This is a genomic window from Streptomyces violaceoruber (assembly GCF_033406955.1).
GTDB classification, from domain to species: Bacteria; Actinomycetota; Actinomycetes; order Streptomycetales; family Streptomycetaceae; genus Streptomyces; species Streptomyces violaceoruber.
Genome location: NZ_CP137734.1, coordinates 2,702,695 through 2,729,203 on the forward strand (window position 1 = coordinate 2,702,695; position 26,509 = coordinate 2,729,203).

Below are 26,509 nucleotides of genomic sequence, written 5' to 3' on the forward strand. Positions count from 1 at the left end.
CTCAGTCATGCCCTCGACAACATCCCCATATAAGGAGGCGCACATGCGCTTCAGACACAAAGCCGCGGCACTCGCAGCGACCCTGGCGCTTCCCCTCGCCGGTCTGGTCGGCCTCGCGAGCCCGGCCCAGGCGGCCACGAGCGCGACGGCCACCTTCGCCAAGACCTCGGACTGGGGCACGGGCTTCGGCGGCAGCTGGACGGTGAAGAACACCGGCACCACCTCCCTCAGCTCCTGGACCGTCGAGTGGGACTTCCCCACCGGCACCAAGGTCACCTCCGCCTGGGACGCCACCGTCACCAACTCCGGCGACCACTGGACCGCCAAGAACGTCGGCTGGAACGGGACGCTCGCCCCCGGCGCCTCGGTCTCCTTCGGCTTCAACGGCAGCGGGCCCGGCTCCCCGTCCAACTGCAAGCTCAACGGCGGCAGCTGCGACGGCACCTCGGTCCCCGGCGACGCGGCCCCCTCCGCGCCCGGCACGCCCACCGCCTCCAACATCACCGACACCTCGGTGAAGCTGTCCTGGTCGGCGGCGACCGACGACAAGGGCGTCAAGAACTACGACGTCCTGCGGGACGGCGCGAAGGTCGCCACCGTCACGGGCACCACCTACACGGACAACGGCCTCACCAAGGGCACCGCCTACTCGTACAGCGTCAAGGCCCGTGACACCGCCGACCAGACCGGCCCGGCCAGCGGCGCGGTGAAGGTCACCACCACCGGCGGCGGGGACGGCGGCAACCCCGGCACCGGTGCCGAGGTCAAGATGGGCTACTTCACCAACTGGGGCGTCTACGGGCGCAACTACCACGTGAAGAACCTGGTCACCTCCGGCTCCGCCGACAAGATCACGCACATCAACTACGCCTTCGGCAACGTCCAGGGCGGCAAGTGCACCATCGGCGACTCCTACGCCGACTACGACAAGGCCTACACCGCCGACCAGTCCGTCGACGGCGTCGCCGACACCTGGGACCAGCCGCTGCGCGGCAACTTCAACCAGCTGCGCAAGCTGAAGGCCAAGTACCCGAACATCAAGATCCTCTACTCCTTCGGCGGCTGGACCTGGTCCGGCGGCTTCCCCGACGCCGTGAAGAACCCGGCCGCGTTCGCGAAGTCCTGCCACGACCTGGTCGAGGACCCGCGCTGGGCCGACGTCTTCGACGGCATCGACCTGGACTGGGAGTACCCGAACGCCTGCGGTCTCAGCTGTGACGAGACCAGCGCCCCGAACGCCTTCAGCAGCATGATGAAGGCCATGCGCGCCGAGTTCGGCCAGGACTACCTGATCACCGCGGCCGTCACCGCCGACGGCTCGGACGGCGGCAAGATCGACGCCGCCGACTACGGCGAGGCCTCGAAGTACATCGACTGGTACAACGTGATGACGTACGACTTCTTCGGCGCCTGGGCGAAGAACGGCCCGACCGCCCCGCACTCGCCGCTGACCGCGTACGACGGCATCCCGCAGCAGGGCTTCAACACCGCCGACGCGATGGCGAAGTTCAAGTCCAAGGGCGTCCCGGCCGACAAGCTGCTGATCGGCATCGGCTTCTACGGCCGCGGCTGGACCGGCGTCACCCAGTCCGCGCCCGGCGGCACCGCCACCGGCCCGGCGACCGGCACCTACGAGGCGGGCATCGAGGACTACAAGGTCCTCAAGAACAGCTGCCCGGCCACGGGCACCATCGCCGGCACCGCGTACGCCCACTGCGGCTCCAACTGGTGGTCCTACGACACCCCGGCCACCATCAAGTCCAAGATGGACTGGGCGGAGCAGCAGGGCCTCGGCGGCGCCTTCTTCTGGGAGTTCAGCGGCGACACCGCGAACGGCGAACTGGTGAGCGCCATCGACAGCGGCCTCAAGTAACACCAGCTGTCAGGACAACTAGGCGACATTGACGCGCTGACCGGGCGGGGCTGCCTCGAGCCACGCGAGGAATCCGGTCAGCGCGTCTTCGCTCATCGCCAGTTCCAGCCGGGTGCCCCGGTGGAGACAGGCCAGGATCACGGCGTCGGACAGCAACGCCAGCTCCTCCTCGCCGTCCGGCAGCCGTCGGCCGGCCACCTCGATCGCGGAGCGCTCCAGGACGCGGCGCGGACGCGGGGAGTACGAGAAGACGCGGTACCACTCGACCCGGTCGCCGTTGTAGCGGGCCACCCCGTACGCCCAGCCCTTGCCGTCGGTGGTGTCGCCCTCCTTGGGGGCGTCCCAGCGCAGGGAGCAGTCGAAGGTGCCGCCCGAGCGCTGGATCAGCCGGCGGCGCAGACCGAAGACGAAGAGGCCGATCACCACCACGGCCACGACGATTCCGCACACAGTCAGAGCGAGGGCCATCGACACCGACCTCCTCGTCTCCTAGGTAACGGAACGGAAAAAACACCCGGATCTGCCTCAGCCGCGGCCGGGTCCGGATGGCTCCGGTCCCAGCCGCGGCTGAGTGACGTCATGGCACGACGCTATCGCACTGTGCTGTGGATCAGCGTCCCGCCGCCGCGCGCAGTCGGACGTCCGCGCGGCGCTCGGCGTGGGCGTCGCCCTCCGTCTTCGCCTGTTCGAGCTTGCGCTCGGCGCGGTGGACGTCGATCTCGTCCGACAGCTCGGCGACCTCGGCCAGCAGCGACAGCTTGTTGTCGGCGAACGAGATGAAACCGCCGTGCACCGCGGCGACGACCGTCCCGCCGTCACTCGTACGAATGGTCACCGGGCCCGACTCCAGCACACCGAGCAGCGGCTGGTGACCGGGCATGACGCCGATGTCGCCGGACGTGGTGCGCGCGACGACCAGGGTGGCCTCGCCGGACCAGACCTCTCGGTCGGCCGCGACCAGCGCGACGTGCAGCTCAGCAGCCAAGGTGGCTCCTCGGGTCACCACCCGGCGGGAGAGCCGGGTGTTGGTTACAAGTCTAAGGGGCGTGCCGGAGGGGACGGGACGCGCCCGCCCCCTCCGGGTGGTGAACCGTGCGGCTCACCGTGAGCCGAGGCTCAGGAGACGCCCAGCTCCTTGGCGTTGTTCTTCAGGTCCTCGATGCCACCGCACATGAAGAACGCCTGCTCCGGGAAGTGGTCGTACTCGCCGTCGCAGATCGCGTTGAAGGCCGCGATCGACTCGTCCAGCGGGACGTCCGACCCGTCGACGCCGGTGAACTGCTTGGCGACGTGGGTGTTCTGGGACAGGAAGCGCTCCACGCGACGGGCGCGGTGGACGACGAGCTTGTCCTCTTCGCCCAGCTCGTCGATACCGAGGATCGCGATGATGTCCTGCAGGTCCTTGTACTTCTGCAGGATGTTCTTCACGCGCATCGCGGCGTTGTAGTGCTCCGCCGCGATGTACCGCGGGTCGAGGATGCGGGACGTCGAGTCCAGCGGGTCCACGGCCGGGTAGATGCCCTTCTCGGAGATCGGACGGGAGAGCACCGTCGTCGCGTCGAGGTGGGCGAAGGTGGTGGCCGGGGCCGGGTCGGTCAGGTCGTCCGCGGGGACGTAGATCGCCTGCATCGAGGTGATCGAGTGACCACGGGTCGAGGTGATGCGCTCCTGGAGGAGACCCATCTCGTCGGCCAGGTTCGGCTGGTAGCCCACCGCGGAGGGCATGCGGCCGAGCAGGGTCGACACCTCGGAGCCCGCCTGGGTGAAGCGGAAGATGTTGTCGATGAAGAACAGCACGTCCTGCTTCTGGACGTCGCGGAAGTACTCGGCCATGGTGAGGCCGGCCAGCGCGACGCGCAGACGGGTGCCCGGCGGCTCGTCCATCTGACCGAAGACCAGCGCGGTCTTGTCGATGACGCCGGACTCGCTCATCTCGTCGATGAGGTCGTTGCCCTCACGGGTGCGCTCGCCGACACCGGCGAACACGGACACACCGTCGTGGTTGTTGGCGACGCGGTAGATCATCTCCTGGATGAGCACCGTCTTGCCGACGCCGGCACCGCCGAACAGACCGATCTTGCCGCCCTTGACGTACGGGGTCAGCAGGTCGATGACCTTGACGCCGGTCTCGAACATCTCGGTCTTCGACTCGAGCTCGTCGAAGTTCGGGGCCTTGCGGTGGATCGGCCAGCGCTCACCGGTGTACTGCTCGTCGACGTTCAGCACCTCACCGAGGGTGTTGAACACCTTGCCCTTGGTGAAGTCGCCGACGGGGACGGAGATGGCCGCGCCCGTGTCGGTCACCGGGGCCTGACGGATCAGGCCGTCGGTGGGCTGCATGGAGATGGTGCGGACCAGGCCGTCACCGAGGTGCTGGGCGACCTCGAGGGTCAGCGTCTTGAGCTCGCCCTCCTTGGCCGGGTCGGCGACCTCTACGTGCAGCGCGTTGTAGATCTCCGGCATCGCGTCGACGGGGAACTCCACGTCGACGACCGGGCCGATGACCCGGGCGACGCGGCCCGTGGCCGTCGCGGTCTCAACAGTGGTGGTCATTAGTTGTCACTCCCCGCGTTCGCGTCGGCCAGGGCACTGGCGCCACCGACGATCTCGCTGATTTCCTGGGTGATTTCGGCCTGGCGGGCCGCGTTGGCAAGACGGGAGAGCGTGTTGATCAGCTCGCCCGCGTTGTCGGTGGCCGACTTCATCGCGCGCCGGGTGGCGGCGTGCTTGGAGGCAGCCGACTGGAGCAGCGCGTTGTAGATGCGGCTTTCGACGTAGCGCGGCAGCAGGGCGTCGAGGACGTCCTCCGCCGACGGCTCGAAGTCGTACAGCGGAAGGATCTCGTCCTTCGCGCCCGACTCCTCGGCCACCTCGTCGAGGCTCAGCGGCAGCAGCCGGGAGTCGACCGCCGTCTGCGTCATCATCGAGACGAACTCGGTGTAGACGATGTGGAGCTCGTCCACGCCGCCCTCCGCCGTGTCCTTCTCGATGGCCTCGATCAGCGGCGCCGCGACCTTCTTGGCGTCCGCGTACGTCGGCTCGTCGGTGAAGCCCGCGAACGACTCCACGACCTTGCGCTCGCGGAAGTTGTAGTGGGCCAGACCGCGGCGGCCGACGATGTACGTGTCGACCTGGCGGCCTTCACGCTCGAGGCGCTCGGTCAGCTGCTCCGCCGCCTTGATGGAGTTGGAGTTGAAGGCGCCGGCCAGACCGCGGTCGCTCGTGAGGAGCAGGACCGCGGCACGGCTCGGGCTGTCCGCCTCCGTGGTGAGCGGGTGCTTCGTGTTCGACCCGGTACCGACCGCCGTGACCGCGCGGGTGAGCTCCCGCGCGTACGGCGTGGAGGCCGCCACCTTGCGCTGCGCCTTGACGACGCGCGAGGCGGCGATCATCTCCATCGCCTTGGTGATCTTCTTGGTCGCGGTGACGGATCGGATGCGACGCTTGTAGACCCGGAGCTGGGCTCCCATGAGTCAGGTCCCTTCCTTACGTCACTTGGCGGCGGACGGGGCGTCCTCGCCGAGCAGCTTGCCGTCGCTCGTCTCGAACTGCTTCTTGAACGCCGCGATGGCCTCGGCGACGGCCTGCAGGGTGTCGTCGGACATCTTGCCGCCCTCGCGGATGGAGGTCATGAGGCCCTGCTCCTGGCGGTGCAGGTACTCCAGCAGCTCCTTCTCGAAGCGGCGGATGTCGGCGACGGGCACCTCGTCCATCTTGCCGGTGGTGCCGGCCCAGACGGAGACGACCTGGTCCTCGGTGGACATCGGCTGGTACTGGTTCTGCTTCAGCAGCTCGACCATGCGCTGACCGCGCTCCAGCTGCGACTTCGACGCGGCGTCCAGGTCGGAACCGAAGGCGGCGAACGCCTCCAGCTCGCGGAACTGGGCGAGGTCGACGCGGAGGCGGCCGGAGACCTGCTTCATGGCCTTGTGCTGGGCGGAGCCACCGACGCGGGAGACCGAGATACCGACGTTCAGGGCCGGACGCTGACCGGCGTTGAACAGGTCGGACTCCAGGAAGCACTGGCCGTCGGTGATGGAGATGACGTTGGTCGGGATGAACGCCGACACGTCGTTGGCCTTGGTCTCGACGATCGGCAGACCGGTCATCGAGCCGGCGCCCTCGGCGTCGGAGAGCTTCGCGCAGCGCTCCAGCAGACGGGAGTGCAGGTAGAAGACGTCACCCGGGTAGGCCTCGCGGCCCGGCGGGCGGCGCAGCAGCAGCGACACGGCGCGGTAGGCGTCGGCCTGCTTCGACAGGTCGTCGAAGATGATCAGGACGTGCTTGCCCTCGTACATCCACTGCTGGCCGATGGCCGAGCCGGTGTACGGCGCCAGGTACTTGAAGCCGGCCGGGTCGGACGCCGGGGCGGCCACGATGGTCGTGTACTCCAGCGCGCCGTTCTCCTCCAGCGCGCCGCGCACGGACGCGATGGTGGAGCCCTTCTGGCCGATGGCGACGTAGATGCAGCGGACCTGCTTGTTCGGGTCGCCGGTGCGCCAGTTGTCGCGCTGGTTGATGATCGTGTCGACGGCCAGGGCGGTCTTGCCGGTCTGACGGTCGCCGATGATCAGCTGACGCTGACCGCGGCCGATCGGCGTCATGGCGTCGACGGCCTTGTAGCCCGTCTCCATCGGCTCGTGCACCGACTTGCGCTGCATGACCGTGGGGGCCTGCAGTTCGAGGGCGCGGCGACCGGAGGTCTCGATCTCGCCGAGGCCGTCGATCGGGTTGCCGAGGGGGTCGACGACGCGGCCGAGGTAGCCCTCGCCGACGGCCACGGAGAGGACCTCACCGGTACGCGAGACCGGCTGCCCCTCCTCGATGCCGCTGAACTCACCGAGGACGACGCAACCGATCTCGCGCTCCTCGAGGTTGAGGGCGAGGCCGAGGGTGCCGTCCTCGAACTTCAGCAGTTCGTTGGCCATGGCCGAGGGCAGGCCCTCGACCTTCGCGATGCCGTCGCCGGCAAGGGTGACCGTACCGACCTCCTCGCGCGAGGCCGCGTCCGGCTTGTACGACTGGACGAAGTTCTCCAGTGCGTCCCGGATCTCCTCCGGCCGGATCGTGAGCTCCGCCATCTGAGTTCCCTGCTCTCCTTGTTGGGCCCGAAGTTTCACTTGGGGGGTATTCCACGAGTCGGGACTCCCCCCAATGAGAGGTGAATCCTCTGCACGGCCCAACCAGGGCCGTCGTAAGTACGTACTGCTACTGCTCGGTTACTGCGGTGCTGCTAAGTGCTGTGCTGTTGTCGCGATCGCCGTCGCGGGGGCGTCAGCTCGCCAGCCGGCGGCCGGCGTCCTCCAGACGGTCCGCGATGGAGCCGTTGATGACCTCGTCACCGACCTGCACCCGGATCCCGCCGAGGACCTCGGGGTCCACGTCGAGGTTCAGGTGCATCGGACGGCCGTAGACCTTCGCGAGGGCCGCGCCGAGGCGCTGCTTCTGCGTGTCGCTCAGCGGCACCGCCGAGGTGACCACGGCGACCATCCGGTCCCGCCGGTCGGCGGCGAGCTTGGACAGGGACTCGAGTCCCGACTCCAGGCTACGTCCCCGCGGCGCGGTGACAAGGCGCGTCACCAGACGCTCGGTGGTCCGCTCCGCCCGGCTGCCGAGCAGGCCGGCCAGCAGCTCGCTCTTGGCCGCGGTGGTGGCCGACCGGCTGGTGAGCGCGGCGCGCAGCTCGGTGTTGGAGGAGATGATCCGGCCGAACCGGAACAGCTCGTCCTCGACGTTGTCGAGCCGGCCCCGCTTCTGGGCGGCGGTGAGGTCGGCGATGTTCGCCAGCTGCTCCAGCGCGTCCACCAGGTCGCGGGACTGCGACCAGCGGGAGCGCACGGTGCCGGCCACCAGGTCGACGGCGGTGCCGCTGACCTGGGTGCCGAGGAGACGCTGGGCGAGCTCGGCCTTGGCCTCGCCCGACTGCGCCGGGTCGGTGAGGACCCGACGCAGCGACACCTCGCGGTGGAGCAGCGCGGTGACGGCGGCCAGCTCGTCGGCGAGCGAGCCGGCGTCCACGGACGTGGAGTCCGTCAGCGCGTCGAGGCGCTCGCGTGCGGCGGCCAGGGCCTCGCGGCTCGCTCCGTGCATCCCACTCATCGGGTTGCCTCTGCCGTCGTCGCCTTGTCGTCCAGCTCGTCCAGGAAGCGGTCGATCACACGGCTCTGGCGGGCGTGGTCCTCCAGGGACTCGCCGACCAGCTTGCCGGCCAGCTCGGTGGCCAGCTTGCCGACGTCCTGGCGCAGCGCGGACGCGGCGGCCTTGCGGTCGGCCTGGATCTGGGCGTGACCGGCGGCGATGATCTCCTCACGCTGCCGCTGGCCTTCCGCGCGCATCTCCGCGATGAGCGTGGCGCCCTGCTCCTGCGCCTCCTGGCGCAGTCGCGCGGCCTCGTGCCGGGCCTCGGCGAGCTGCGCCTTGTACTGCTCGAGGACGCTCTGGGCCTCGGTCTGCGCGGCCTCGGCCTTCTCGATACCGCCCTCGATGGCCTCGCGACGCTCTTCCAGAACCTTGTTGATGTTCGGGAGGAGCTTCTTGGCGAGGAAGCCGAAGACGATGACGAAGGCGATCAGGCCGATGACGAGCTCGGGGATCGGCGGGATGAGGGGATTTTCCATCTCCTCGGCCGCGATCTGGAGCATCGGGCTCATGGGTTTGCCTTTCGTCTAGTCGGCTGGTCTGGGATCAGCGATCAGTAGCCGTAGACGAACGGCATGACCAGACCGATCAGGGCGAGCGCCTCACAGAAGGCGAAGCCCAGGATCTGGTTGGCGCGGATCAGGCCGGCCGCCTCGGGCTGACGGGCCATGGCCTGGGTGCCGTTGCCGAAGATGATGCCGACGCCGACGCCGGGGCCGATGGCAGCGAGGCCGTAACCGATGGAACCGAGGGAACCTTCGACGGCAGCAAGGGTCTGGGACATGCCAGTTCTTCCTTTTCTTTACGGACCGGTGGGGGTTGGCCACCGGACGACTGTGAGAGGTCTAGGCGCGCTTGCTCAGTGGTGCTCGGCCATGGCGCCCTGGATGTAGGTGCACGTCAGCAGGACGAACACGTACGCCTGCAGAGCCTGGATGAACAGCTCGAAGGCGGTCATCACCACGGTCATGATGAACGAGACGCCCGCGTAGGCGATGCCGACGCCGTTCAGCAGGTACCAGCTGGCGATCGTGAACAGAAGCAGCAGGGTGTGACCCGCGAACATGTTCGCGAAGAGTCGCACGGCGTGGGTGAAGGGCCGGATCAGGATGTTCGAGAAGAACTCGATCAGCATGGCCAGCGGCAGCACCGGGCCGAGCGACTTGTCGTAGCCGGTGACGTTCTTGAAGAACCCGACGAATCCCTGACGCTTGAAGGTCAGCGTGATCCAGGTGACGTAGACGATCGCGGCGAGCACTGCCGGGTAGGCGATGATCGAGGTGACCGGGAACTGGGCGACCGGAATGATCGACCAGAGGTTCATCATCCAGACGAAGAAGAAGAGCGAGACGACGAGCGGAACGTACTTCTCGCCTTCCTTCTTGCCGATGGTCTCGTAGACGACTCCGCGCCGGATGAAGTCGTAACCCGCCTCGGCGACCATCTGGAGCTTGCCGGGGACGACCTTCGGCTTGCGGAAGGCCGCCCAGAAGAACCCGACGATGACGATCGACCCCAGCAGCGCCAGCAGCATCGGCTTGTTGAAGTACAAGTTGCTGTCGTGGTCGCCCCACAGGGGCTCGAACAGGAACGAGTGCAGGCCGGGAGAAGGGAAGCCACAACCGTCGAAGATGTGGCAGTCGGTCTCGAAGGCGAGCACCTGCGTCGGGTCAGCACTCACCGCGGGCTCCTTCAGCGTGGCGCATGGATACGGCAACCTCGTTGTGTCGGCGCGGCGCGGGGCCGCTGTTCGGCACGGGACTGGTGTTACGGGTGTGGGGGCGGCTGTGGGGCATCTCGCCTCGCGATTCAGCAGGCGTCAGCCGAGATGCCCGCGCCCGCGATGCCGCAGTTGGCACCGGACGATAGCAGGACTTCACATGCCTCTTTATCCCGGCCCTACCCCTCACGACGAGTGGCCCGTCTTTTCGGGCTTTTCGCCCGTCGGTTCGGGCTCGACGTAGAGAACCTTGGCCTTCATGTGCGCCCGCGTCTGCGCGGCGATCCACGCGAGCGTGACGACGAGCAGACTGACCGCGAAGGAACGGGGGTTGAACAGCGTCGTGTTCTTGAACGCGGCGAGGAAGACGAACAGCAGCAGGATCTGTGCCGCGTAGAGCATCAGGCCCATCGCCTGGAAAAGGTGCGGAAGCGACTTGGCGGTGCGCTGCAGGACGTAGAGGCCGATTCCCATGAAGAGCATCGCGAGCACGGTCGCGACGACGGCTCCGACCGCCCCCTTGCCGCCGGCGACCACGGCGCTGACGACGGCGGCTACAGCGCCGACGGCAGCCGCGGGCACGGCAGCCTGAAGCAGGATCCGGACGTCATTGGACGGCATGGCGGCAACTCCGCTTTCAACACACAGGGGGCAGGTGTCGTCATGGACGAGCGTAGCCCCGAGCCGGACGAGGTCCTCACTTACAAGAGACCGTCGCACTACGGTCCTTGGGCTCTACCCGGGGGATACTCGTGAACCGTATCACAAACTATTTGATGAGGTCTTTACCTCTGGGTGTGCTTGCTGTCACACGTGAGAGTGACCCTGCGCGTTTGTGCAGTCACAGCGGCAACTTGTCTGGTATTGCGGCGATTTCCCGCTCCTACCGGGTCCCCGTACGGTGCCCGACGGCGGTCGCCCCGTTGACGCCCGAGACACCCACCGTGACCGGAACGCGCTCCTCGCCCTCGGCCTCGACCACCGCGTCCCCGGCCCCGCCGTCCTCGGCGACAGCGGCCTTGCGGCGCCGGTAGCGCGGCGGCACCAGACTCTCGGCCCAGCGCGGGGCGCGCGGGGTGAACCGCGGCAGCAGGAGCAGCACCAGACCGATCGCGCTGAGGAAGACGACGCTCAGCACGATCCACATCGACGCCGCGTTCACGGAGTAGGCGAGCGCGCCGAACGCGATGAGTGCCGAGAAGAAGTACATGATCAGCACCGCGCGGCTGTGCGAGTGGCCGATCTCCAGCAGGCGGTGGTGCAGGTGCCCCCGGTCCGCGGCGAACGGCGACTGGCCGCGCCAGGTGCGGCGCACGATGGCCAGGATCAGGTCGGCGGCCGGGATGGCGATGATGGTCAGCGGCATCACCAGCGGGATGTAGACCGGCACCATCTGGTGCACCGAGTTGCGCTCCGACCCGGAGAACAGGTTCATCAGGTCGGGGTCGACCTGTCCGGTCACGGAGATCGCGCCGGCCGCCAGCACAAGCCCGATCAGCATGGAGCCGGAGTCGCCCATGAAGATCCGGGCGGGGTGCATGTTGTGCGGCAGGAAGCCGAGGCACATGCCCATGAGGATGACCGCGAAGAGCGAGGCGGGAGCCGCGGCCTCGATGCCGTACGAGTACCAGATCCGGTAGGCGTACATGAAGAACGCCGCCGCCGCGATGCACACCATGCCGGCCGCGAGACCGTCCAGGCCGTCCACGAAGTTGACCGCGTTGATGGTGATGACGACCAGCGCCACCGTCAGCAGGGTGCCCTGCCACTGGGTCAGCGCGACCGTGCCGACGCCCGGCACCGGGATCCACAGGATGGTCAGACCCTGCACCACCATCACGCCGGCGGCGATCATCTGGCCGCCGAGCTTGATCAGGGCGTCGATCTCGAACTTGTCGTCCAGGACACCGATCAGCCAGATCAGGGCGGCCCCGGAGAGCAGGGCGCGCGGCTCGTTGGACTTCTCGAAGACCTCGCTGAGGTTGGTGAGGTGGTCGGCGACCAGCAGGCCGGCGCACAGCCCGAAGAACATGGCGATCCCGCCGAGCCGCGGAGTGGGTTCCCGGTGCACGTCACGTGCCCGGATCTCCGGCATCGCCCCCGCCACGATCGCGAACTTCCGTACCGGCCCTGTCAGCAGATACGTCACCGCGGCCGTGATGCAGAGCGTCAGCAGGTATTCACGCACGGGCTTCCCCACAGGTCTCGCTGGCCATCCTCAACCCCACACCCTAGCGATGCGCATGGCAATGCGACGCATACGGTTGAGGACTTCCGGGTATCGACGATGGTTGCACGTGCGGCTGTGTACGCCTGTACTCCTACCCGGCCTCAGTCCGGGTACGGGGGGAATTCCGCGGTCAGGTCCCTTACGTCCGCCCGTGCCGCGGCCGGGTCCGTCGTCCCCCGCAGAACCCCGGCGACCAGTGTGGCCACCGCCCGCATCTCCCGCTCCCCCATGCCCTGTGTGGTGACCGCGGCGGTGCCCAGGCGCAGCCCGCGGGCGTCGGCGTGCGGCAGTGCGCAGCAGTCCAGGACGATCCCGGCCGCCGCGAGCAGCCCCCGTGCGGTCTTCCCGTCGACGCCGAGCGGGGCGGGGTCGGCGGTGAGCAGGTGGGTGTCGGTGCCGCCGGTGGTGACGACCAGGCCCTCGGCGGCCAGGTGGGCCGCGAGCACCCGGGCGTTGGCGACCACCTGGTGGGCGTAGGCGGCGAAGGCGGGGGTCGCCGCCTCCCCGAAGGCGACGGCCTTGGCGGCGATGGTGTGCATCTGGGCGCCGCCCTGGGTGAACGGGAAGACGGCCCGGTCGACCCGTTCCGCCAGTTCGCTTCCGCACAGGATCATGCCGCCGCGGGGTCCGCGCAGCACCTTGTGCGTGGTGGCGCACACGATGTCGGCGTACGGCACCGGACTGGGCGCCGCTCCCCCGGCGACGAGTCCGATCGGGTGGGCGGCGTCGGCGATGAGGTAGGCGCCCACCTCGTCGGCGATGTCGCGGAAGGCGGCGTAGTCGAGGTGGCGGGGGTAGGCGATGGAGCCGCAGACGATCGCCTTGGGCCGGTGGGCGCGGGCCAGGGTGCGCACCTGGTCGTGGTCGATCAGCCCGGTCTCCGCGTCCACGCCGTAGCCGACGAAGTCGAACCAGCGGCCGGAGAAGTTGGCGGGTGAGCCGTGGGTGAGGTGGCCGCCGTAGGGCAGGCCGAGGGCGAGGACGGTGTCGCCGGGGCGCAGCAGGGCGGCGTAGGCGGCCAGCACGGCGGAGGAGCCGGAGTGGGACTGCACGTTGGCGTGCTCGGCGCCGAAGAGCGCCTGGGCCCGCTGGGCGGCCAGCCGCTCGGCCACGTCGACGATCTCGCAGCCGCCGTGGTGGCGGGCGCCCGGGTAGCCCTCGGCGTACTTGTTGGCCAGCGGTGAGCCGAGGGCGGCCAGCACGGCCGGGGAGGTGAAGTTCTCGGCGGCGATCAGCTGGAGGGTCGTCGACTGGCGGCGGCCTTCGGCGAACAGGATCTCGGCCAGCTCGGGATCCTGGCGCAGCAGGACTCCGACCGAACTGTCATCGGCCTCGATGATCTCGTGGGTGACCGACATGGTGCGCTCCGGGCGTGCGTCGACGGTGACGTAGCACCAATGTAGGCCCGCCACGACGAAGACGCCCGGCGTGCGCGTGGCGGGGCCCTACATCCGCGCCGGGACCCCCGTCAGCGCCGTCACCACGGGGTCGAGGGCCTGGTGTATCTCGTCGCCGATGGAGCGGAAGAAGGGCAGCGGGGCGCCGTACGGGTCGTAGACCTCGTCCGCCTCGACCGTGGGGGCCAGGAGCCACCCGCGTAGCGCGGCGGCGGCGCGGACCAGGGCGCGGGCGCGGGTGACCACGCCGTCCTCCAGGGGAGGGAGCGTCGCCGGGTCGATGGCGTTCACCAGGCGGGTGAACTCCTTCAGGGTGAAGGTGCGCAGGCCCGCCGAGTGGCCCATGGAGATGACCTGGGCCCGGTGGTCCCGGGTCGCGGTGAGGACCAGGTCGGCGCGGATCACGTGCTCGTCGAGCAGCTCGCGGCCGGTGAAGCCGGCGGGGTCGGCGCCGAAGTCCGTGAGGACCGTCTCGGCGTTCGCCTCCATGGGCGCGCCCTCGTGGCCCCAGGTGCCCGCGCTCTCCACGATCAGGCCGCCGCCCAGCACGCCGAGCCGCTCCTGCACCGCGTGCCGGGTCAGCCGCTCGGTGATCGGCGAGCGGCAGACGTTTCCGGTGCTGACGTGGAGGATGCGGAAGCTGTCGCGCGGGAGGCCGACGAACGTGGTCGTGATCTCCGCGGCGCGTTCCCCGTTGCCTATGCCACGCCCCGTCTCAGGGGCCGTCAATTCGCCACCTCGAGGTCGGGTACCACCTTGCGCAGTTCCTCCGCCGACAGCGCGCCCGCGCGCAGCAGGACCGGCACCTCGCGGGTGACGTCGACGATGGACGACGGGACGATGCCGGGCGTGGGGCCGCCGTCGAGGTAGACGGAGACGGAGTCGCCGAGCATCTGCTGGGCGGCGTCGCAGTCCTCGGGCGCCGGGTGGCCGGTCAGGTTGGCGGACGAGACGGCCATGGGGCCGACCTCGGTGAGCAGCTCGATGGCGACCGGGTGCAGCGGCATGCGGACGGCGACCGTGCCCCGGGTCTCGCCCAGGTCCCACTGGAGGGACGGCTGGTGCTTGGCGACCAGGGTCAGCGCGCCGGGCCAGAAGGCGTCGACCAGCTCCCAGGCCATCTCGGAGAAGTCGGTGACCAGGCCGTGCAGGGTGTTCGGGGAGCCGATGAGCACCGGTGAGGGCATGTTGCGGCCCCGCCCCTTGGCCTCCAGCAGGTCGCCGACGGCCTCCGCGGCGAAGGCGTCGGCGCCGATGCCGTACACGGTGTCCGTCGGCAGCACCACGAGCTCGCCACGGCGGACGGCGGACGCGGCCTCACGCAGACCGGTCACTCGGTCGGTCGCGTCGTTGGTGTCGTAACGCCGTGCCATCTAGCTGGCCTCCTCGTACACGTACTGCGGGGTGGGGGTCGTCGGGGTGTTCACGGCAGTGCCTTGCGGGCCGTCGCGAAACGAGGTCGGTTGTTGAGGTCGGGGTGGTCGGCCGCGTCGGCCCAGCCCCGCTCCTCGGTGAAGATCCACGGCACCTGGCCGCCCTGGGTGTCGGCGTGCTCGACGACGACCACGCCGCCGGGGCGCAGCAGGCGGTGCGCGGTGCGTTCCAGGCCGCGGATCAGGTCGAGGCCGTCCTCGCCGGAGAACAGGGCCAGCTCCGGATCGTGGTCGCGGGCCTCGGGCGCGACGTACTCCCACTCGGTGAGCGGGATGTACGGCGGGTTGGAGACCACCAGGTCGACCTGGCCGTCGAGGTCCGGGAAGGCCGTCAGGGCGTCTCCCTGGCGCAGGTCGACCCTGGACCCCTCCATGTTCCTGCGCGTCCACTTGAGGGCGTCCTCGGACAGCTCCACGGCGTGCACGCGCGAGCGCGGCACCTCCTGGGCGAGGGCGAGCGCGATGGCGCCCGAGCCGGTGCACAGGTCGACGATGCAGGGCTCGACGACGTCCATGGCGCGCACCGCGTCTATGGCCCAGCCGACGACCGACTCGGTCTCGGGGCGGGGCACGAAGACGCCGGGGCCGACCTGGAGCTCCAGGTAGCGGAAGTAGGCGCGGCCGGTGATGTGCTGGAGCGGCTCGCGCGCCTCGCGGCGGGCGACGACCTCCCAGTACCGGGCGTCGAAGTCCGCGTCCGGCACGGTGTGCAGCTCGCCCCGCTTGACGCCGTGCAGGTACGCGGCGAGTTCCTCCGCGTCGGTGCGCGGCGAGGGCACGCCGGCGTCGGCCAGCCGCTGGGTGGCCTGGGCCACCTCCGCGAGCAGCAGGTTCACGCTGGTCCTCCGGGGCTGAGCTGGTCGTCCGGTACGGGCGTACGGGTGCGGCTACGGGCTGACGGGGCTCACGCGGCGGCGAGCTTGGCCGCCGAGTCCGCGTCGACGCAGGCCTGGATCACCGAGTCGAGGTCGCCGTCCAGGACCTGGTCCAGGTTGTACGCCTTGAAGCCGACGCGGTGGTCCGAGATGCGGTTCTCCGGGAAGTTGTACGTGCGGATCTTCTCGGAGCGGTCGACGGTGCGGACCTGGCTGCGCCGGGCGTCCGCGGCCTCCTTCTCCGCCTCCTCCTGCGCCGCCGCGAGCAGCCTGGAGCGCAGGATACGCATCGCCTGCTCCTTGTTCTGCAGCTGGCTCTTCTCGTTCTGGCAGGAGGCGACGACTCCGGTCGGGATGTGCGTGATGCGCACGGCGGAGTCGGTGGTGTTGACGGACTGGCCGCCGGGCCCGGAGGAGCGGTAGACGTCGATGCGCAGGTCGTTGGGGTTGATCTCGACGTCGATCTCCTCGGCCTCGGGGGTCACGAGGACGCCCGCCGCGGAGGTGTGGATGCGGCCCTGGGACTCGGTGGCGGGGACGCGCTGCACGCGGTGCACCCCGCCCTCGTACTTGAGCCGCGCCCAGACGCCCTGGCCGGGCTCGGTGGCGCCCTGGCCGCCCTTGGTCTTCACGGCGACCTGGACGTCCTTGTAGCCGCCCAGCTCGGACTCGGTGGAGTCGATGATCTCGGTCTTCCAGCCGATCCGCTCGGCGTAGCGCAGGTACATGCGCAGCAGGTCGCCGGCGAAGAGCGCCGACTCGTCGCCGCCGGCGCCGGCCTTGATCTCGAGGATGACGTCCTTGTCGTCGCTGGGGTCGCGCGGGACGAGGAGCAGCCGCAGCTTCTCGGTGAGCTCGTCGCGCTGCTTGTCCAGCTCCTTGACCTCGGCGGCGAAGTCGGGGTCGTCGGCCGCGAACTCGCGCGCGGTCTCCATGTCGTCGCCGGTCTGCTTCCAGGAGCGGAACGTGGCGACGATCGGGGTCAGCTCGGCGTACCGCTTGTTCAGCTTGCGCGCGTTCGCCTGGTCGGAGTGGACCGACGGGTCGGCGAGCTTCTTCTCCAGGTCGGCGTGCTCGGCGACGAGTTCCTCGACGGCCTCGAACATCTTGGGCTCCTGCTACTGCGTGGGAAAGGGAAGTCGGGCGACCAAAAACGCCGGTCCCGGCGCTCCCCGGGGAGGGGATGCGGCCGTGGACCGGCGGTTGGAGGCTCGCTACTTCTTGGAGCCGGCGGAAGCCTTGCCGAAGCGGGCCTCGAAGCGGGCCACGCGGCCACCGGTGTCGAGGATCTTCTGCTTGCCCGTGTAGAACGGGTGGCACTCGGAGCAGACCTCGGCGCGGATGGTGCCGCTCTCGATCGTGCTGCGGGTGGTGAACGACGCGCCACAGGTGCAGCTGACCTGCGTCTCGACGTACTCGGGGTGGATGTCGCGCTTCAAGGTGTCTCCTAGTGTTCCGGGAGGGCGCCGGGTCGCAGCCGCGGGATGCGGAAGCGTGAACCGGAGCCGACGTACCAGTCTGCCAGGACTGGTGCCATCCCCCAAAACCGGGGGGCGGGGTGAACTATTCCCCGGTGTTGACGACGCCCTTCGCCTCGCCGGTGGCCGTGCCCTCCGTGGCCGCCTTCGGGATCGGGCGGTCGTTCTTCAGGGCCGTCCAGACCTGCTGGGCCTTGTCCTTCTCGACCAGGACGCGGTTGGCGTCGGCGGGGTCGTAGACGACCGGCATGGTGACCATGTGCATCTTGTCCGGGCCGATGCCCTTCAGGCCGCTCGCGAAGGACATCAGGGAGTTCACCGAGCCCAGGTCGGAGTCGGTGGTGACGGTCTTGGTGGCGGTGTCGGCGACGTCGTACAGCTTCTTGGGGTTGCCGAGCAGGCCGATGTCCTTGACCTGGTCGACCAGGGCCTTGACGAAGGCCTGCTGGAGCTGGATGCGGCCGAGGTCGGAGCCGTCGCCGACGCCGTGCCGGGTGCGGACCAGGCCGAGGGCCTGCTCGCCGTCGAGCCGGTGGGTGCCGGCCGTGAGGTCGAGGTGGCTGTCGGGGTCCTTGATGTCCTCGGTGGTGGTGACCTGTACGCCGCCGAGGTCGTCGATGAGGTTCTGGAAGCCGCTGAAGTCGACCTCGAGGTAGTGGTCCATGCGCAGACCGCTGATCGACTCGACGGTCTTCACGGCACAGGCCGCGCCACCGGTGGAGTACGCGGAGTTGAACATCACGCCGTCGGCGGCCGGGTGCTCGCCCCCGTCGGTGTCGGTGCAGTCGGGGCGGTCGATGAGGGTGTCGCGCGGGATGGAGACCACGCTGGCCTTCTTGTGGCCCTTGTAGACGTGCACGATCATCGCCGTGTCCGAGCGGGCGGTGCCGTCGTCGGTGCCGCCGCCCAGCTTCTTGTTGCCGCCGGAGCGGGTGTCGGAGCCGAGGACCAGGATGTTCTCCGAGCCGTTGTCGGCCTTCTCGGGCCGGTCGGCGCCGAGCGCCTGGTCGATGTCGACGCTCGTGAGGTTGCCGTTGAGCTTGAAGTACAGGACTCCGGCTCCGGTGCCGCCGAGGACCACGATGCCCGCGGCGCTCCAGGCCGCGACGAGCAGGGCCTTGCGCCGCTTGGCCGTGGGCTTGCGGCGGCGGCCCTTGCCCCGGCGGCCGGGGCCGGGGGTGCGGGACTGGCCGGGGCCGGGTATCGCGGGATCCGGCGTGCTCTCGGCGGACATGGGCTCCTCGGTGTTCGTCCGGTCGGTTACCCCCTGCGCTCAGGGTCGGGTCGGTCGGCTCGGCTCCGGTGGTCGGCGCCGCTACCTCACCATGGTCCCTCCGTAGCTCAGACGGCGGAACTCGGGACAGGGTTGCACAACGGTCTGTGGCGACCCGGTGGGGAATCGGTGACGGAGCGTGTTCATCCCGCCCCGCTCCACCTCGCTGACCTGGGCATCCGCGAGCTCCGGCCCGGACCCGCCGGGACACCGTCCGGGCCGGTCCGTGTGGCGAAGGTCGCAGGTGGGGGCGTCGGTGGTGGTCGCAGGTGGGAGGCGTAGGTGGGGGCGTAGGTGGTGGTGGTCGTGGGCGCAGGGTCACGGGTGGAGGCCGTAGGCAGGGGCAGGCGCCCATGACGAAGGGGCCGCCCCCGAAACGGAGGCGGCCCCTGCGGTGCGCGGCGGTGACTCAGTCGCCGTTGCCGGGCGTCGGAGTCGTCTTCTGGATCTGCATCAGGAACTCGGCGTTCGACTTCGTCTGCTTCATCTTGTCGAGGAGCAGTTCGATCGCCTGCTGCTGGTCGAGCGCGTGCAGCACACGGCGCAGCTTCCAGGTGATGGCGAGTTCGTCGCTGCCGAGCAGGATCTCTTCCTTGCGGGTGCCGGACGCGTCCACGTCCACCGCCGGGAAGATGCGCTTGTCGGCGAGCTTGCGGTCGAGCTTGAGCTCGGCGTTGCCGGTGCCCTTGAACTCCTCGAAGATGACCTCGTCCATGCGGGACCCGGTGTCCACCAGGGCGGTGGCGAGGATGGTCAGCGAGCCGCCGTCCTCGATGTTGCGGGCCGCACCGAAGAAGCGCTTCGGCGGGTACAGGGCGGTCGAGTCGACACCACCGGACAGGATGCGGCCGGAGGCCGGGGCGGCGAGGTTGTACGCACGGCCCAGACGCGTGATCGAGTCGAGCAGCACGACGACGTCGTGGCCCAGCTCCACCAGGCGCTTGGCGCGCTCGATGGCCAGCTCGGCGACCGTGGTGTGGTCCTCGGCCGGGCGGTCGAAGGTCGAGGAGATGACCTCGCCCTTCACCGACCGCTGCATGTCGGTGACCTCTTCGGGACGCTCGTCGACCAGGACGACCATCAGGTGGCACTCGGGGTTGTTGTGCGTGATCGCGTTGGCGATGGCCTGCATGATCATGGTCTTGCCGGTCTTCGGCGGGGCCACGATCAGACCGCGCTGGCCCTTACCGATCGGCGCGACGAGGTCGATGATGCGGGTGGTGAGGACGCCCGGGTCCGTCTCCAGGCGGAGGCGGTCCTGCGGGTACAGCGGCGTCAGCTTGTTGAACTCCGGCCGTCCGCGGCCGTGTTCGGGGGCCATGCCGTTGACCGAGTCCAGGCGCACCAGCGCGTTGAACTTCTCGCGGCGCTCGCCCTCCTTGGGCTGGCGCACGGCACCGGTGAGGTGGTCGCCCTTGCGCAGGCCGTTCTTGCGGACCTGGGCGAGGGAGACGTACACGTCGTTGGGGCCGGGCAGGTAGCCGGAGGTCCGGATGAACGCGTAGTTGTCGAGGATGTCGAGGATGCCGGCGACCGGGATGAGGACGTCGTCCTCGTTGATCTGCGGCTCCTGGATCTCGTCGCGCCCGCGACGGCCCCGGCGGTCCCGGTAGCGGCCGCGGCGGCCCCGACGGCCGCTGCCGTCGTCGTCGTAACCGTCGTCGTGCTGCTGACGGTCCTGGCGTCCGCCGCCGCCCTGCTGCTGGCGGTCCTGGCGACCGCCGCCCTGGTTCTGCTGGTCGTCGCCCTTGTTGCGCCGGTCGCGGCCGCGCTCGCCACGGTCGCCGCGGTCGCCACGGTCACCGCGGTCGCCACGGTCACCGCGGTCGCGGTCGCCGCGGTCTCTGCGGTCGCGGCGGCGGCCGTCGCCGCCCTCGGCGTCGGAACGGGCGTCGCCCTGGCCCTGCTGGTGACCCTGCGACTGCTGCGGGGCCGACGTGTCGGCCTTCGGCTCGGCGCGGGTCTCGACGGCCACCGTCGTGTCGGTGGCGGACGGGCTGCCCGCGTCGGAGGTTGCCCGGCGACGACGGCGCTCGGAGGGGGCGTCGTCGGCGGGCGCGGCCTGCTCGGCCGAGGCGTTGACCTTGGGGGACGGCTGACCGGGGATCTCGATCTGCTGCTGGGCGGCGGCCTTGTCGGCGGCCGCCTTGTCCGCCTTCTTGTCGGCCTTGCCGGCCTTCTCCGCCTTCTCGGCGGGTGCCTCGTCGCCCGTACGGGTCCGGGAGGTGCTGCGGCGCTTGGGCTTGGTCTCGCCGGCGGTGTCCGCGGCGGCGGGCGCGGCCTTGGCGGGGGCACCCCCCGCGGCCTGCGCCTCCTTGATGACCTCGATCAGCTGGCTCTTGCGCATACGCGCGGTGCCCCTGATGCCGAGGCCGGATGCGACCTGCTGCAGCTCGGCCAGCACCATGCCCTCGAGGCCGGTACCGCGGCGCCGCCGGGAGCCGGCACCGGTGGCAGGCGCGGAGGCGTCCGTGGCGGGCGCGGCAGCGGTCTCCTCGACACGTGCGCCCATCAGATCGGTGGTGTCGCTCACGAAGGGTCCTTCCCTGGAGCGGACGTCGGCCTGTCTGGCTCGGCGACCGGTTGTGCTGTCCGGCTTCGGTCCTTGCTGTGTGAACCGTGCCGGGGCGGTGGTCCGCCTGAACGGCGGAAGAGATATCTGGTGATGGCGCTTCCCCTAGCCGTGGCACCCGGTGTCTGTGTCATGCGGCGTGGTCGCACCGGTTCCGAAACTCCCCCAGTGGGGGTAACCCCCACCGGTGGGCCGCTCAATGCCCGTGTCGGCCGTACTGATCACGTACGGCATCCACTGCAGAATGCGGCTTGGGGGGCTCCCGGAAGAATGTCTGTCCCGGACGGGGACACGAGGCACCTCGCCATGGTGGGGTCGGGTGCAGACTTGAGGTTAACACTACCGGATCCAACAAACATTCCCCCTCTCGAAATCCGGCAACCGTGCGCGTCAGGTGTCGCTGGCGGTCGCCAGGGGCAGGACGGTCGCGCCCTGCTGGTCCAGGCCGAGCCGGTTGGCCGCCCAGTCCGTTCCGGCCAGCGCCTCGACCTTGTCGGCCGTGTCGGCGTCGGCCAGTGCCATCACCGTGGGTCCGGCACCCGAGATCACCGCGGGAATGCCGTCGCCACGCAGCCTTTCCACCAGCGCCGTGCTCTCCGGCATGGCCGGCGCGCGGTACTCCTGGTGCAGGCGGTCCTCGGTGGCCGGCAGCAGCAGCTCGGGGCGCCTGGTGAGGGCCTCGACGAGCAGCGCGGCGCGGCCGGCGTTGGCGGCGGCGTCGACGTGCGGAACGCTGCGCGGGAGCAGCCCGCGCGCGGTCTGGGTCAGTACCGGCTTTCCGGGCACGAAAACCACCGGAACGATGGAATCGGAGGGCTCCATCCTGATCGCCCGGGCGGCGCCGGACTCCATCCAGGAAAGGGTGAATCCGCCCAGGAGACAGGCCGCCACGTTGTCGGGGTGGCCCTCGATCTCGGTGGCGAGGTCGAGCAGCGCGGCGTCGTCGAGGCGGGCCTCGCCGCCTATCGTCACGGCGCGCGCGGCGACGATTCCGGCGCAGATGGCGGCAGAGGAGGAGCCGAGGCCGCGGCCGTGCGGGATGCGGTTGGCGCAGACGATCTCCAGGCCGCGCGGCTGCCCGCCGAGCAGGTCGAAGGCGGTGCGCAGGGAGCGGACGAGGAGGTGCTTCTCGTCGCGCGGAAGGGTCTCGCTGCCCTCACCCGCGATGTCGATGTGCAGCCCGGAGTCGGCCACCCGGACGACCACGTCGTCGTACAGACCCAGCGCGAGGCCCAGGGCGTCGAAGCCCGGACCGAGGTTGGCGCTGGTGGCGGGGACGCGCACCCTGACGGCGGCGGCGCGGAACGCTGGACCGGCCATCGCTAGATGACTCTCCTTGAGCTGCGGGACTGTCGAATGACATTCGATGACGACGACGATGACGTACAGAACCCTGGGCGCGACCGCGGAGACGGCGCGGCACCGCGGCATATGCGGCAGGCGGGTTAGGTACAGCCTATCGAAGGAAGGTTCTGTGGCGACATAGGGCGCACAGGAGGCGCACGATGCGTGTCGTAAGCCCCCTGTGCACCCCCCGTCAGTGACTTTCCCGGCCGGGCGTCGCCTACGCCCTCCTGCGCCGGGCGCCTTTCACCGGCGCGGGGCTCAGACCAGCCCGAGCCGCTCGGCCGCCGTCGCCGCGTCGACCGGGACGGTGACCGGCTGCGGCGCGCCGGCGACGGCCCAGTCCGGGTCCTTCAGCCCGTTGCCGGTGACGGTGCACACGATGCGCTGCCCCGGGTCGACCTTGCCCTGCTCGGCGGCCTTCAGCAGACCGGCCACGGAGGCGGCGGAGGCGGGCTCCACGAAGACGCCCTCCTGCGAGGCCAACAGTCGGTAGGCGCGCAGGATCTCACGGTCCGTCACCTCGTCGATGGCGCCGCCCGACTCGTCGCGCGCGGCGAGCGCGAAGTCCCACGAGGCGGGGTTGCCGATCCGGATGGCGGTGGCGATGGTCGACGGGTCCTTGACGACCTCGCCGCGCACGATCGGGGCGGAGCCGGAGGCCTGGAACCCCCACATGCGGGGCTTCTTGGTGCTGACCCCGTCGGCGGCGTACTCCTGGTACCCCTTCCAGTACGCGGTGATGTTGCCCGCGTTGCCCACGGGAAGGACATGTATGTCGGGCGCGTCGCCGAGCATGTCCACGATCTCGAAGGCGGCCGTCTTCTGCCCCTCGATACGCACCGGGTTGACCGAATTGACCAGTGCCACCGGGTAGTTGTCGCTGAGCGCACGGGCCAGCGTGAGGCAGTCGTCGAAGTTGCCGTCGACCTGGAGGATCTTCGCGCCGTGCACGAGGGCCTGGCCCATCTTGCCGAGCGCGATCTTGCCCTGCGGCACGAGCACGGCGGAGACCATGCCCGCGCGCACGCCGTACGCGGCGGCACTCGCGGACGTGTTCCCGGTGGACGCGCAGATGACGGCCTGCGCGCCCTCCTCCTTGGCCTTGCTGATGGCCATGGTCATGCCACGGTCCTTGAAGGACCCGGTCGGGTTCGCCCCCTCGACCTTGAGGTGGACCTCGCAGCCCGTGCGCTCGGAGAGCACCTGCGCGGGCACGAGCGGGGTGCCGCCCTCACGGAGCGTCACGACGGGCGTGCTGTCGGAGACGGGCAGCCGGTCCCGGTACTCCTCGATGATTCCGCGCCACTGGTGGGTCATTGCTGGTTACTCTCCTTCAACCCGCATGATGCTGGCGACACCCCGCACGGTGTCGAGCTTGCGCAGCGCCTCGACCGTACCGCCGAGGGCGGCGTCGGACGCGCGATGGGTGACGACGACGAGGGATGCCTCGCCGTCCTTGCCGGACTGCCGCACGGTGTCGATGGAGACACCGTGCTCCGCGAACACGGTCGCGACCTGGGCGAGCACGCCCGGTTTGTCGGCCACGTCGAGGCTGATGTGGTAGCGCGTGACGACGTCGCCCATCGGGGAGACGGGCAGGGCGGCGTACGCGGACTCACCGGGTCCGGTCGCTCCGCCCAGCCGGTTGCGGCACACGGCCACCAGGTCGCCGAGCACGGCGGACGCGGTCGGCGAACCGCCGGCGCCGGGCCCGTAGAACATGAGCTGACCGGCGGCGTCGGACTCCACGAACACGGCGTTGTACGCCTCGCGCACGTTGGCCAGCGGATGGCTGAGCGGGATCATCGCGGGATGCACGCGTGCGGTGACCGACCCTCCGTCCGCCGCCCGCTCGCAGATGGCGAGCAGCTTGATGGTGCAGCCCATCTCCTTGGCGGAGGCGAAGTCGGCGGCGGTGACCTCGGTCATGCCCTCGCGGTAGACGTCGTCGAGGCGTACGCGCGTGTGGAAGGCGATCCCGGCGAGGATGGCGGCCTTGGCTGCGGCGTCGAAGCCCTCGACGTCGGCGGTCGGGTCGGCCTCGGCGTACCCGAGGGCCGTGGCCTCGTCGAGCGCTTCCTGATAGCCGGCCCCGGTCGAGTCCATGGCGTCGAGGATGAAGTTGGTGGTCCCGTTGACGATGCCGAGCACCCGGTTGACCTTGTCACCGGCGAGGGACTCGCGCAGCGGCCGGATCAGCGGGATGGCACCGGCGACGGCGGCCTCGTAGTACAGGTCCTTGCCGTGCTCGTCGGCGGCGGCGTGCAGGGCGGCGCCGTCCTGGGCGATGAGCGCCTTGTTGGCGGAGACCACGGAGGCGCCGTGCGCGAAGGCGGTGGTGATGAGCGTCCGCGCGGGCTCGATCCCCCCGATGACCTCGACGACGACGTCGATGTCCCCGCGCTTGACGAGCGCGGTGGCGTCGGTGGTGACGAGGGCCGGGTCGATCCCCTCCCGCACCTTGTCGGGCCGCCGTACGGCGACGCCCGCGAGCTCCACCGGGGCCCCGATCCGGGCGGCGAGGTCGGCGGCGTGCGTCGTCATGATGCGCGCCACCTCTGAGCCGACCACTCCACAGCCCAGCAGCGCCACCTTCAGCGGACGCGTACGCATCATCCGACCTCGTTTCCTCATACCGTCTACGGTTGGACCAGTCTCACGCACCGGACGGGATTTTCTGCCTTTCGTCCGGATCGTGAGACGTTTATTTCATTTTCTGAGGGGGTGCGGACCGGAAGATCTTCGCCCGCCCCCACCTCTCCCTCCCTCGGACCTCACCCGACGTCGAGACGCAGCAGATCCTCCTCGGTCTCCCGCCGCACGACGACCCGCGCCGCACCGTCCCGCACGGCGACGACCGGCGGCCGCAGCGCGTGGTTGTAGTTGCTGGCCATGGAGCGGCAGTACGCCCCCGTCGCCGGTACGGCGATCAGGTCACCGGGTGCCAGGTCCCCCGGCAGGAAGGCGTCCTTGACCACGATGTCCCCGCTCTCGCAGTGCTTGCCGACGACGCGCACGAGCATCGGCTCGGCGTCGGAGGTGCGCGAGGCGAGGGCGACGCTGTACTCGGCGTCGTAGAGCGCGGTCCGGATGTTGTCCGACATCCCGCCGTCGACGGAGACGTAGGTCCGCAGCCCTTCGAGGGGCTTGACGGTGCCGACCTCGTACAGGGTGAAGGCGGTCGGGCCCACGATGGCCCGCCCGGGCTCGACGGAGATGCGGGGGGTGGCGAGTCGGGCGGCCTCGCACTCCCGCGTCACGATCTCGGTCAGCGCCTTGGCGATCTCGTGCGGCTCGCGGGGGTCGTCGTCACTGGTGTACGCGATGCCGAGCCCGCCCCCGAGGTCGATCTCGGGCAGCTCGACGCCGTGCTCGTCCCGGATGTCCTTGAGCAGTCCCACGACCCGGTGCGCGGCGACCTCGAACCCCGACATGTCGAAGATCTGGGACCCGATGTGCGAGTGGATCCCGATGACCTCGAGCCCGTCCAGCTTCAGGGCCCGCCGCACGGCCTCCGCCGCCTGCCCGCCGGCCAGCGGGATACCGAACTTCTGGTCCTCGTGGGCGGTGGCGATGAACTCGTGCGTGTGCGCCTCGACCCCGACGGTGATCCGGATCTGCACCCGCTGCCGCTTGCCGAGCGACTGGGCGATGTGGGCCACCCGCACGATCTCCTGGAAGGAGTCGAGCACGATCCGCCCGACCCCGGCCCGGACGGCACGCTCGATCTCCTCCGGCGACTTGTTGTTGCCGTGGAAGGCGATCCGCTCGGCGGGCATCCCGGCGGAGAGGGCGGTGGCGAGCTCGCCCCCCGAACACACGTCGAGGTTGAGCCCTTCCTCGTCCAGCCACCGCACGACCGCGCGCGACAGGAATGCCTTCCCGGCGTAGAAGACGTCGGCGTCGTCGCCGAACGCGGTGCGCCACGCCCGCGCCCGCTCCCGGAAGTCGGCCTCGTCGAGGAGGTAGGCGGGGGTGCCGTACTCCTCGGCGAGCTGCGTGACGGGAATCCCGCCGACGGTGACGACCCCGTCCGCGTCCCGCCCGACGGTGCGGGCCCAGACCTTGGGATCGAGGGCGTTGAGGTCGTCGGCCGGGGCGGTGTAGTGCCCCTCGGGCAGGACGTCGGCGTGGCGGGGCCCGGCGGGGTGTGCGGAACGGCTCATGGCGTCT

General features: G+C 69.9%; 24 protein-coding genes. 1 reads left to right on the forward strand and 23 read right to left on the reverse strand.

Annotated elements, in window-relative coordinates:
- Positions 1 to 43 precede the first annotated feature (43 nt).
- Positions 44 to 1,873 carry a glycoside hydrolase family 18 chitinase gene (locus R2E43_RS11660; RefSeq protein ID WP_003973621.1) on the forward strand — a complete coding sequence of 610 codons (1,830 nt, stop codon included), beginning with the start codon at positions 44 to 46 and terminating at the stop codon, positions 1,871 to 1,873.
- Between the two features lie 18 nt (positions 1,874 to 1,891).
- Here the strand turns inward: R2E43_RS11660 and R2E43_RS11665 are convergent, their stop codons facing one another.
- From R2E43_RS11665 to lysA, 23 genes are all read right to left on the reverse strand, one after another.
- Positions 1,892 to 2,341: a DUF2550 domain-containing protein gene (locus tag R2E43_RS11665; RefSeq protein ID WP_003973622.1), complete on the reverse strand. Its 450-nt coding sequence runs from the start codon at positions 2,339 to 2,341 to the stop codon at positions 1,892 to 1,894.
- A gap of 142 nt (positions 2,342 to 2,483) precedes the next feature.
- On the reverse strand, positions 2,484 to 2,858 hold the full coding sequence (locus R2E43_RS11670) for a F0F1 ATP synthase subunit epsilon (RefSeq protein ID WP_003973623.1): 375 nt from the start codon (positions 2,856 to 2,858) through the stop codon (positions 2,484 to 2,486).
- Between the two features lie 131 nt (positions 2,859 to 2,989).
- Positions 2,990 to 4,426, reverse strand: coding sequence for a F0F1 ATP synthase subunit beta (atpD, locus tag R2E43_RS11675; protein WP_003973624.1), 1,437 nt, complete (start codon positions 4,424 to 4,426; stop codon positions 2,990 to 2,992).
- Positions 4,426 to 5,343, reverse strand: coding sequence for a F0F1 ATP synthase subunit gamma (locus tag R2E43_RS11680; protein WP_003973625.1), 918 nt, complete (start codon positions 5,341 to 5,343; stop codon positions 4,426 to 4,428). The genes atpD and R2E43_RS11680 overlap by 1 nt, the downstream gene beginning before the upstream one ends.
- A gap of 21 nt (positions 5,344 to 5,364) precedes the next feature.
- A complete protein-coding gene (atpA, locus tag R2E43_RS11685; protein ID WP_003973626.1) occupies positions 5,365 to 6,954 on the reverse strand; it encodes a F0F1 ATP synthase subunit alpha in 1,590 nt (529 codons plus the stop codon).
- A gap of 193 nt (positions 6,955 to 7,147) precedes the next feature.
- Entirely contained in the window at positions 7,148 to 7,963 is an 816-nt protein-coding gene (locus R2E43_RS11690) for a F0F1 ATP synthase subunit delta (protein WP_016327277.1), read from the reverse strand.
- 5 nt (positions 7,964 to 7,968) lie between these two features.
- On the reverse strand, positions 7,969 to 8,523 hold the full coding sequence (locus R2E43_RS11695) for a F0F1 ATP synthase subunit B (RefSeq protein ID WP_011030209.1): 555 nt from the start codon (positions 8,521 to 8,523) through the stop codon (positions 7,969 to 7,971).
- 41 nt (positions 8,524 to 8,564) lie between these two features.
- Entirely contained in the window at positions 8,565 to 8,795 is a 231-nt protein-coding gene (gene atpE, locus R2E43_RS11700) for an ATP synthase F0 subunit C (RefSeq protein WP_003973629.1), read from the reverse strand.
- A 75-nt stretch (positions 8,796 to 8,870) separates the two neighbouring features.
- The gene (gene atpB, locus R2E43_RS11705) at positions 8,871 to 9,692 is read right to left on the reverse strand and encodes a F0F1 ATP synthase subunit A (RefSeq protein ID WP_011030208.1); all 822 of its coding nucleotides are present in this window, start codon (positions 9,690 to 9,692) and stop codon (positions 8,871 to 8,873) included.
- Positions 9,693 to 9,917: 225 nt separating this feature from the next.
- The gene (locus R2E43_RS11710) at positions 9,918 to 10,352 is read right to left on the reverse strand and encodes a hypothetical protein (RefSeq protein ID WP_003973631.1); all 435 of its coding nucleotides are present in this window, start codon (positions 10,350 to 10,352) and stop codon (positions 9,918 to 9,920) included.
- 262 nt (positions 10,353 to 10,614) lie between these two features.
- A complete protein-coding gene (locus tag R2E43_RS11715) occupies positions 10,615 to 11,919 on the reverse strand; it encodes an MraY family glycosyltransferase (protein ID WP_332056162.1) in 1,305 nt (434 codons plus the stop codon).
- 143 nt (positions 11,920 to 12,062) lie between these two features.
- The gene (locus R2E43_RS11720) at positions 12,063 to 13,319 is read right to left on the reverse strand and encodes a serine hydroxymethyltransferase (protein ID WP_319124680.1); all 1,257 of its coding nucleotides are present in this window, start codon (positions 13,317 to 13,319) and stop codon (positions 12,063 to 12,065) included.
- A gap of 87 nt (positions 13,320 to 13,406) precedes the next feature.
- Entirely contained in the window at positions 13,407 to 14,087 is a 681-nt protein-coding gene (locus tag R2E43_RS11725) for an arsenate reductase/protein-tyrosine-phosphatase family protein (RefSeq protein ID WP_003973634.1), read from the reverse strand.
- Entirely contained in the window at positions 14,084 to 14,731 is a 648-nt protein-coding gene (locus R2E43_RS11730; protein ID WP_003973635.1) for an L-threonylcarbamoyladenylate synthase, read from the reverse strand. Before R2E43_RS11730 ends, R2E43_RS11725 begins: the two co-directional genes overlap by 4 nt.
- 50 nt (positions 14,732 to 14,781) lie before the next feature.
- A complete protein-coding gene (gene prmC / locus R2E43_RS11735; protein WP_003973636.1) occupies positions 14,782 to 15,627 on the reverse strand; it encodes a peptide chain release factor N(5)-glutamine methyltransferase in 846 nt (281 codons plus the stop codon).
- A gap of 68 nt (positions 15,628 to 15,695) precedes the next feature.
- The gene (gene prfA, locus R2E43_RS11740) at positions 15,696 to 16,772 is read right to left on the reverse strand and encodes a peptide chain release factor 1 (RefSeq protein ID WP_003973637.1); all 1,077 of its coding nucleotides are present in this window, start codon (positions 16,770 to 16,772) and stop codon (positions 15,696 to 15,698) included.
- Positions 16,773 to 16,880: 108 nt separating this feature from the next.
- Positions 16,881 to 17,105, reverse strand: coding sequence for a 50S ribosomal protein L31 (gene rpmE / locus R2E43_RS11745; RefSeq protein WP_003973638.1), 225 nt, complete (start codon positions 17,103 to 17,105; stop codon positions 16,881 to 16,883).
- A gap of 124 nt (positions 17,106 to 17,229) precedes the next feature.
- Positions 17,230 to 18,378 carry an LCP family protein gene (locus R2E43_RS11750; protein WP_003973639.1) on the reverse strand — a complete coding sequence of 383 codons (1,149 nt, stop codon included), beginning with the start codon at positions 18,376 to 18,378 and terminating at the stop codon, positions 17,230 to 17,232.
- 448 nt (positions 18,379 to 18,826) lie between these two features.
- The gene (gene rho / locus R2E43_RS11755; RefSeq protein ID WP_016327276.1) at positions 18,827 to 20,950 is read right to left on the reverse strand and encodes a transcription termination factor Rho; all 2,124 of its coding nucleotides are present in this window, start codon (positions 20,948 to 20,950) and stop codon (positions 18,827 to 18,829) included.
- A 429-nt stretch (positions 20,951 to 21,379) separates the two neighbouring features.
- A complete protein-coding gene (gene thrB / locus R2E43_RS11760; protein WP_011030204.1) occupies positions 21,380 to 22,309 on the reverse strand; it encodes a homoserine kinase in 930 nt (309 codons plus the stop codon).
- Between the two features lie 285 nt (positions 22,310 to 22,594).
- The gene (thrC, locus tag R2E43_RS11765) at positions 22,595 to 23,653 is read right to left on the reverse strand and encodes a threonine synthase (RefSeq protein WP_003973642.1); all 1,059 of its coding nucleotides are present in this window, start codon (positions 23,651 to 23,653) and stop codon (positions 22,595 to 22,597) included.
- 6 nt (positions 23,654 to 23,659) lie between these two features.
- The gene (locus tag R2E43_RS11770) at positions 23,660 to 24,952 is read right to left on the reverse strand and encodes a homoserine dehydrogenase (protein WP_016327275.1); all 1,293 of its coding nucleotides are present in this window, start codon (positions 24,950 to 24,952) and stop codon (positions 23,660 to 23,662) included.
- A gap of 158 nt (positions 24,953 to 25,110) precedes the next feature.
- Complete coding sequence (gene lysA / locus R2E43_RS11775; protein WP_011030202.1) at positions 25,111 to 26,502, reverse strand: diaminopimelate decarboxylase; 1,392 nt, start codon at positions 26,500 to 26,502, stop codon at positions 25,111 to 25,113.
- Positions 26,503 to 26,509: the final 7 nt, after the last annotated feature.

Bases quoted from the DNA above. Each gene is read 5' to 3' on its own strand.
- R2E43_RS11660 (WP_003973621.1), top strand. From the start codon at position 44: ATGCGCTTCAGACACAAAGCCGCGGCACTCGCAGCGACCCTGGCGCTT.
- R2E43_RS11665 (WP_003973622.1), bottom strand. From the start codon at position 2,341: ATGGCCCTCGCTCTGACTGTGTGCGGAATCGTCGTGGCCGTGGTGGTG.
- atpD (WP_003973624.1), bottom strand. From the start codon at position 4,426: ATGACCACCACTGTTGAGACCGCGACGGCCACGGGCCGCGTCGCCCGG.
- R2E43_RS11680 (WP_003973625.1), bottom strand. From the start codon at position 5,343: ATGGGAGCCCAGCTCCGGGTCTACAAGCGTCGCATCCGATCCGTCACC.
- atpA (WP_003973626.1), bottom strand. From the start codon at position 6,954: ATGGCGGAGCTCACGATCCGGCCGGAGGAGATCCGGGACGCACTGGAG.
- R2E43_RS11690 (WP_016327277.1), bottom strand. From the start codon at position 7,963: ATGCACGGAGCGAGCCGCGAGGCCCTGGCCGCCGCACGCGAGCGCCTC.
- R2E43_RS11695 (WP_011030209.1), bottom strand. From the start codon at position 8,523: ATGAGCCCGATGCTCCAGATCGCGGCCGAGGAGATGGAAAATCCCCTC.
- atpE (WP_003973629.1), bottom strand. From the start codon at position 8,795: ATGTCCCAGACCCTTGCTGCCGTCGAAGGTTCCCTCGGTTCCATCGGT.
- R2E43_RS11710 (WP_003973631.1), bottom strand. From the start codon at position 10,352: ATGCCGTCCAATGACGTCCGGATCCTGCTTCAGGCTGCCGTGCCCGCG.
- R2E43_RS11720 (WP_319124680.1), bottom strand. From the start codon at position 13,319: ATGTCGGTCACCCACGAGATCATCGAGGCCGATGACAGTTCGGTCGGA.
- R2E43_RS11730 (WP_003973635.1), bottom strand. From the start codon at position 14,731: ATGGCACGGCGTTACGACACCAACGACGCGACCGACCGAGTGACCGGT.
- prfA (WP_003973637.1), bottom strand. From the start codon at position 16,772: ATGTTCGAGGCCGTCGAGGAACTCGTCGCCGAGCACGCCGACCTGGAG.
- R2E43_RS11750 (WP_003973639.1), bottom strand. From the start codon at position 18,378: ATGTCCGCCGAGAGCACGCCGGATCCCGCGATACCCGGCCCCGGCCAG.
- thrB (WP_011030204.1), bottom strand. From the start codon at position 22,309: ATGGCCGGTCCAGCGTTCCGCGCCGCCGCCGTCAGGGTGCGCGTCCCC.
- thrC (WP_003973642.1), bottom strand. From the start codon at position 23,653: ATGACCCACCAGTGGCGCGGAATCATCGAGGAGTACCGGGACCGGCTG.
- R2E43_RS11770 (WP_016327275.1), bottom strand. From the start codon at position 24,952: ATGATGCGTACGCGTCCGCTGAAGGTGGCGCTGCTGGGCTGTGGAGTG.
- lysA (WP_011030202.1), bottom strand. From the start codon at position 26,502: ATGAGCCGTTCCGCACACCCCGCCGGGCCCCGCCACGCCGACGTCCTG.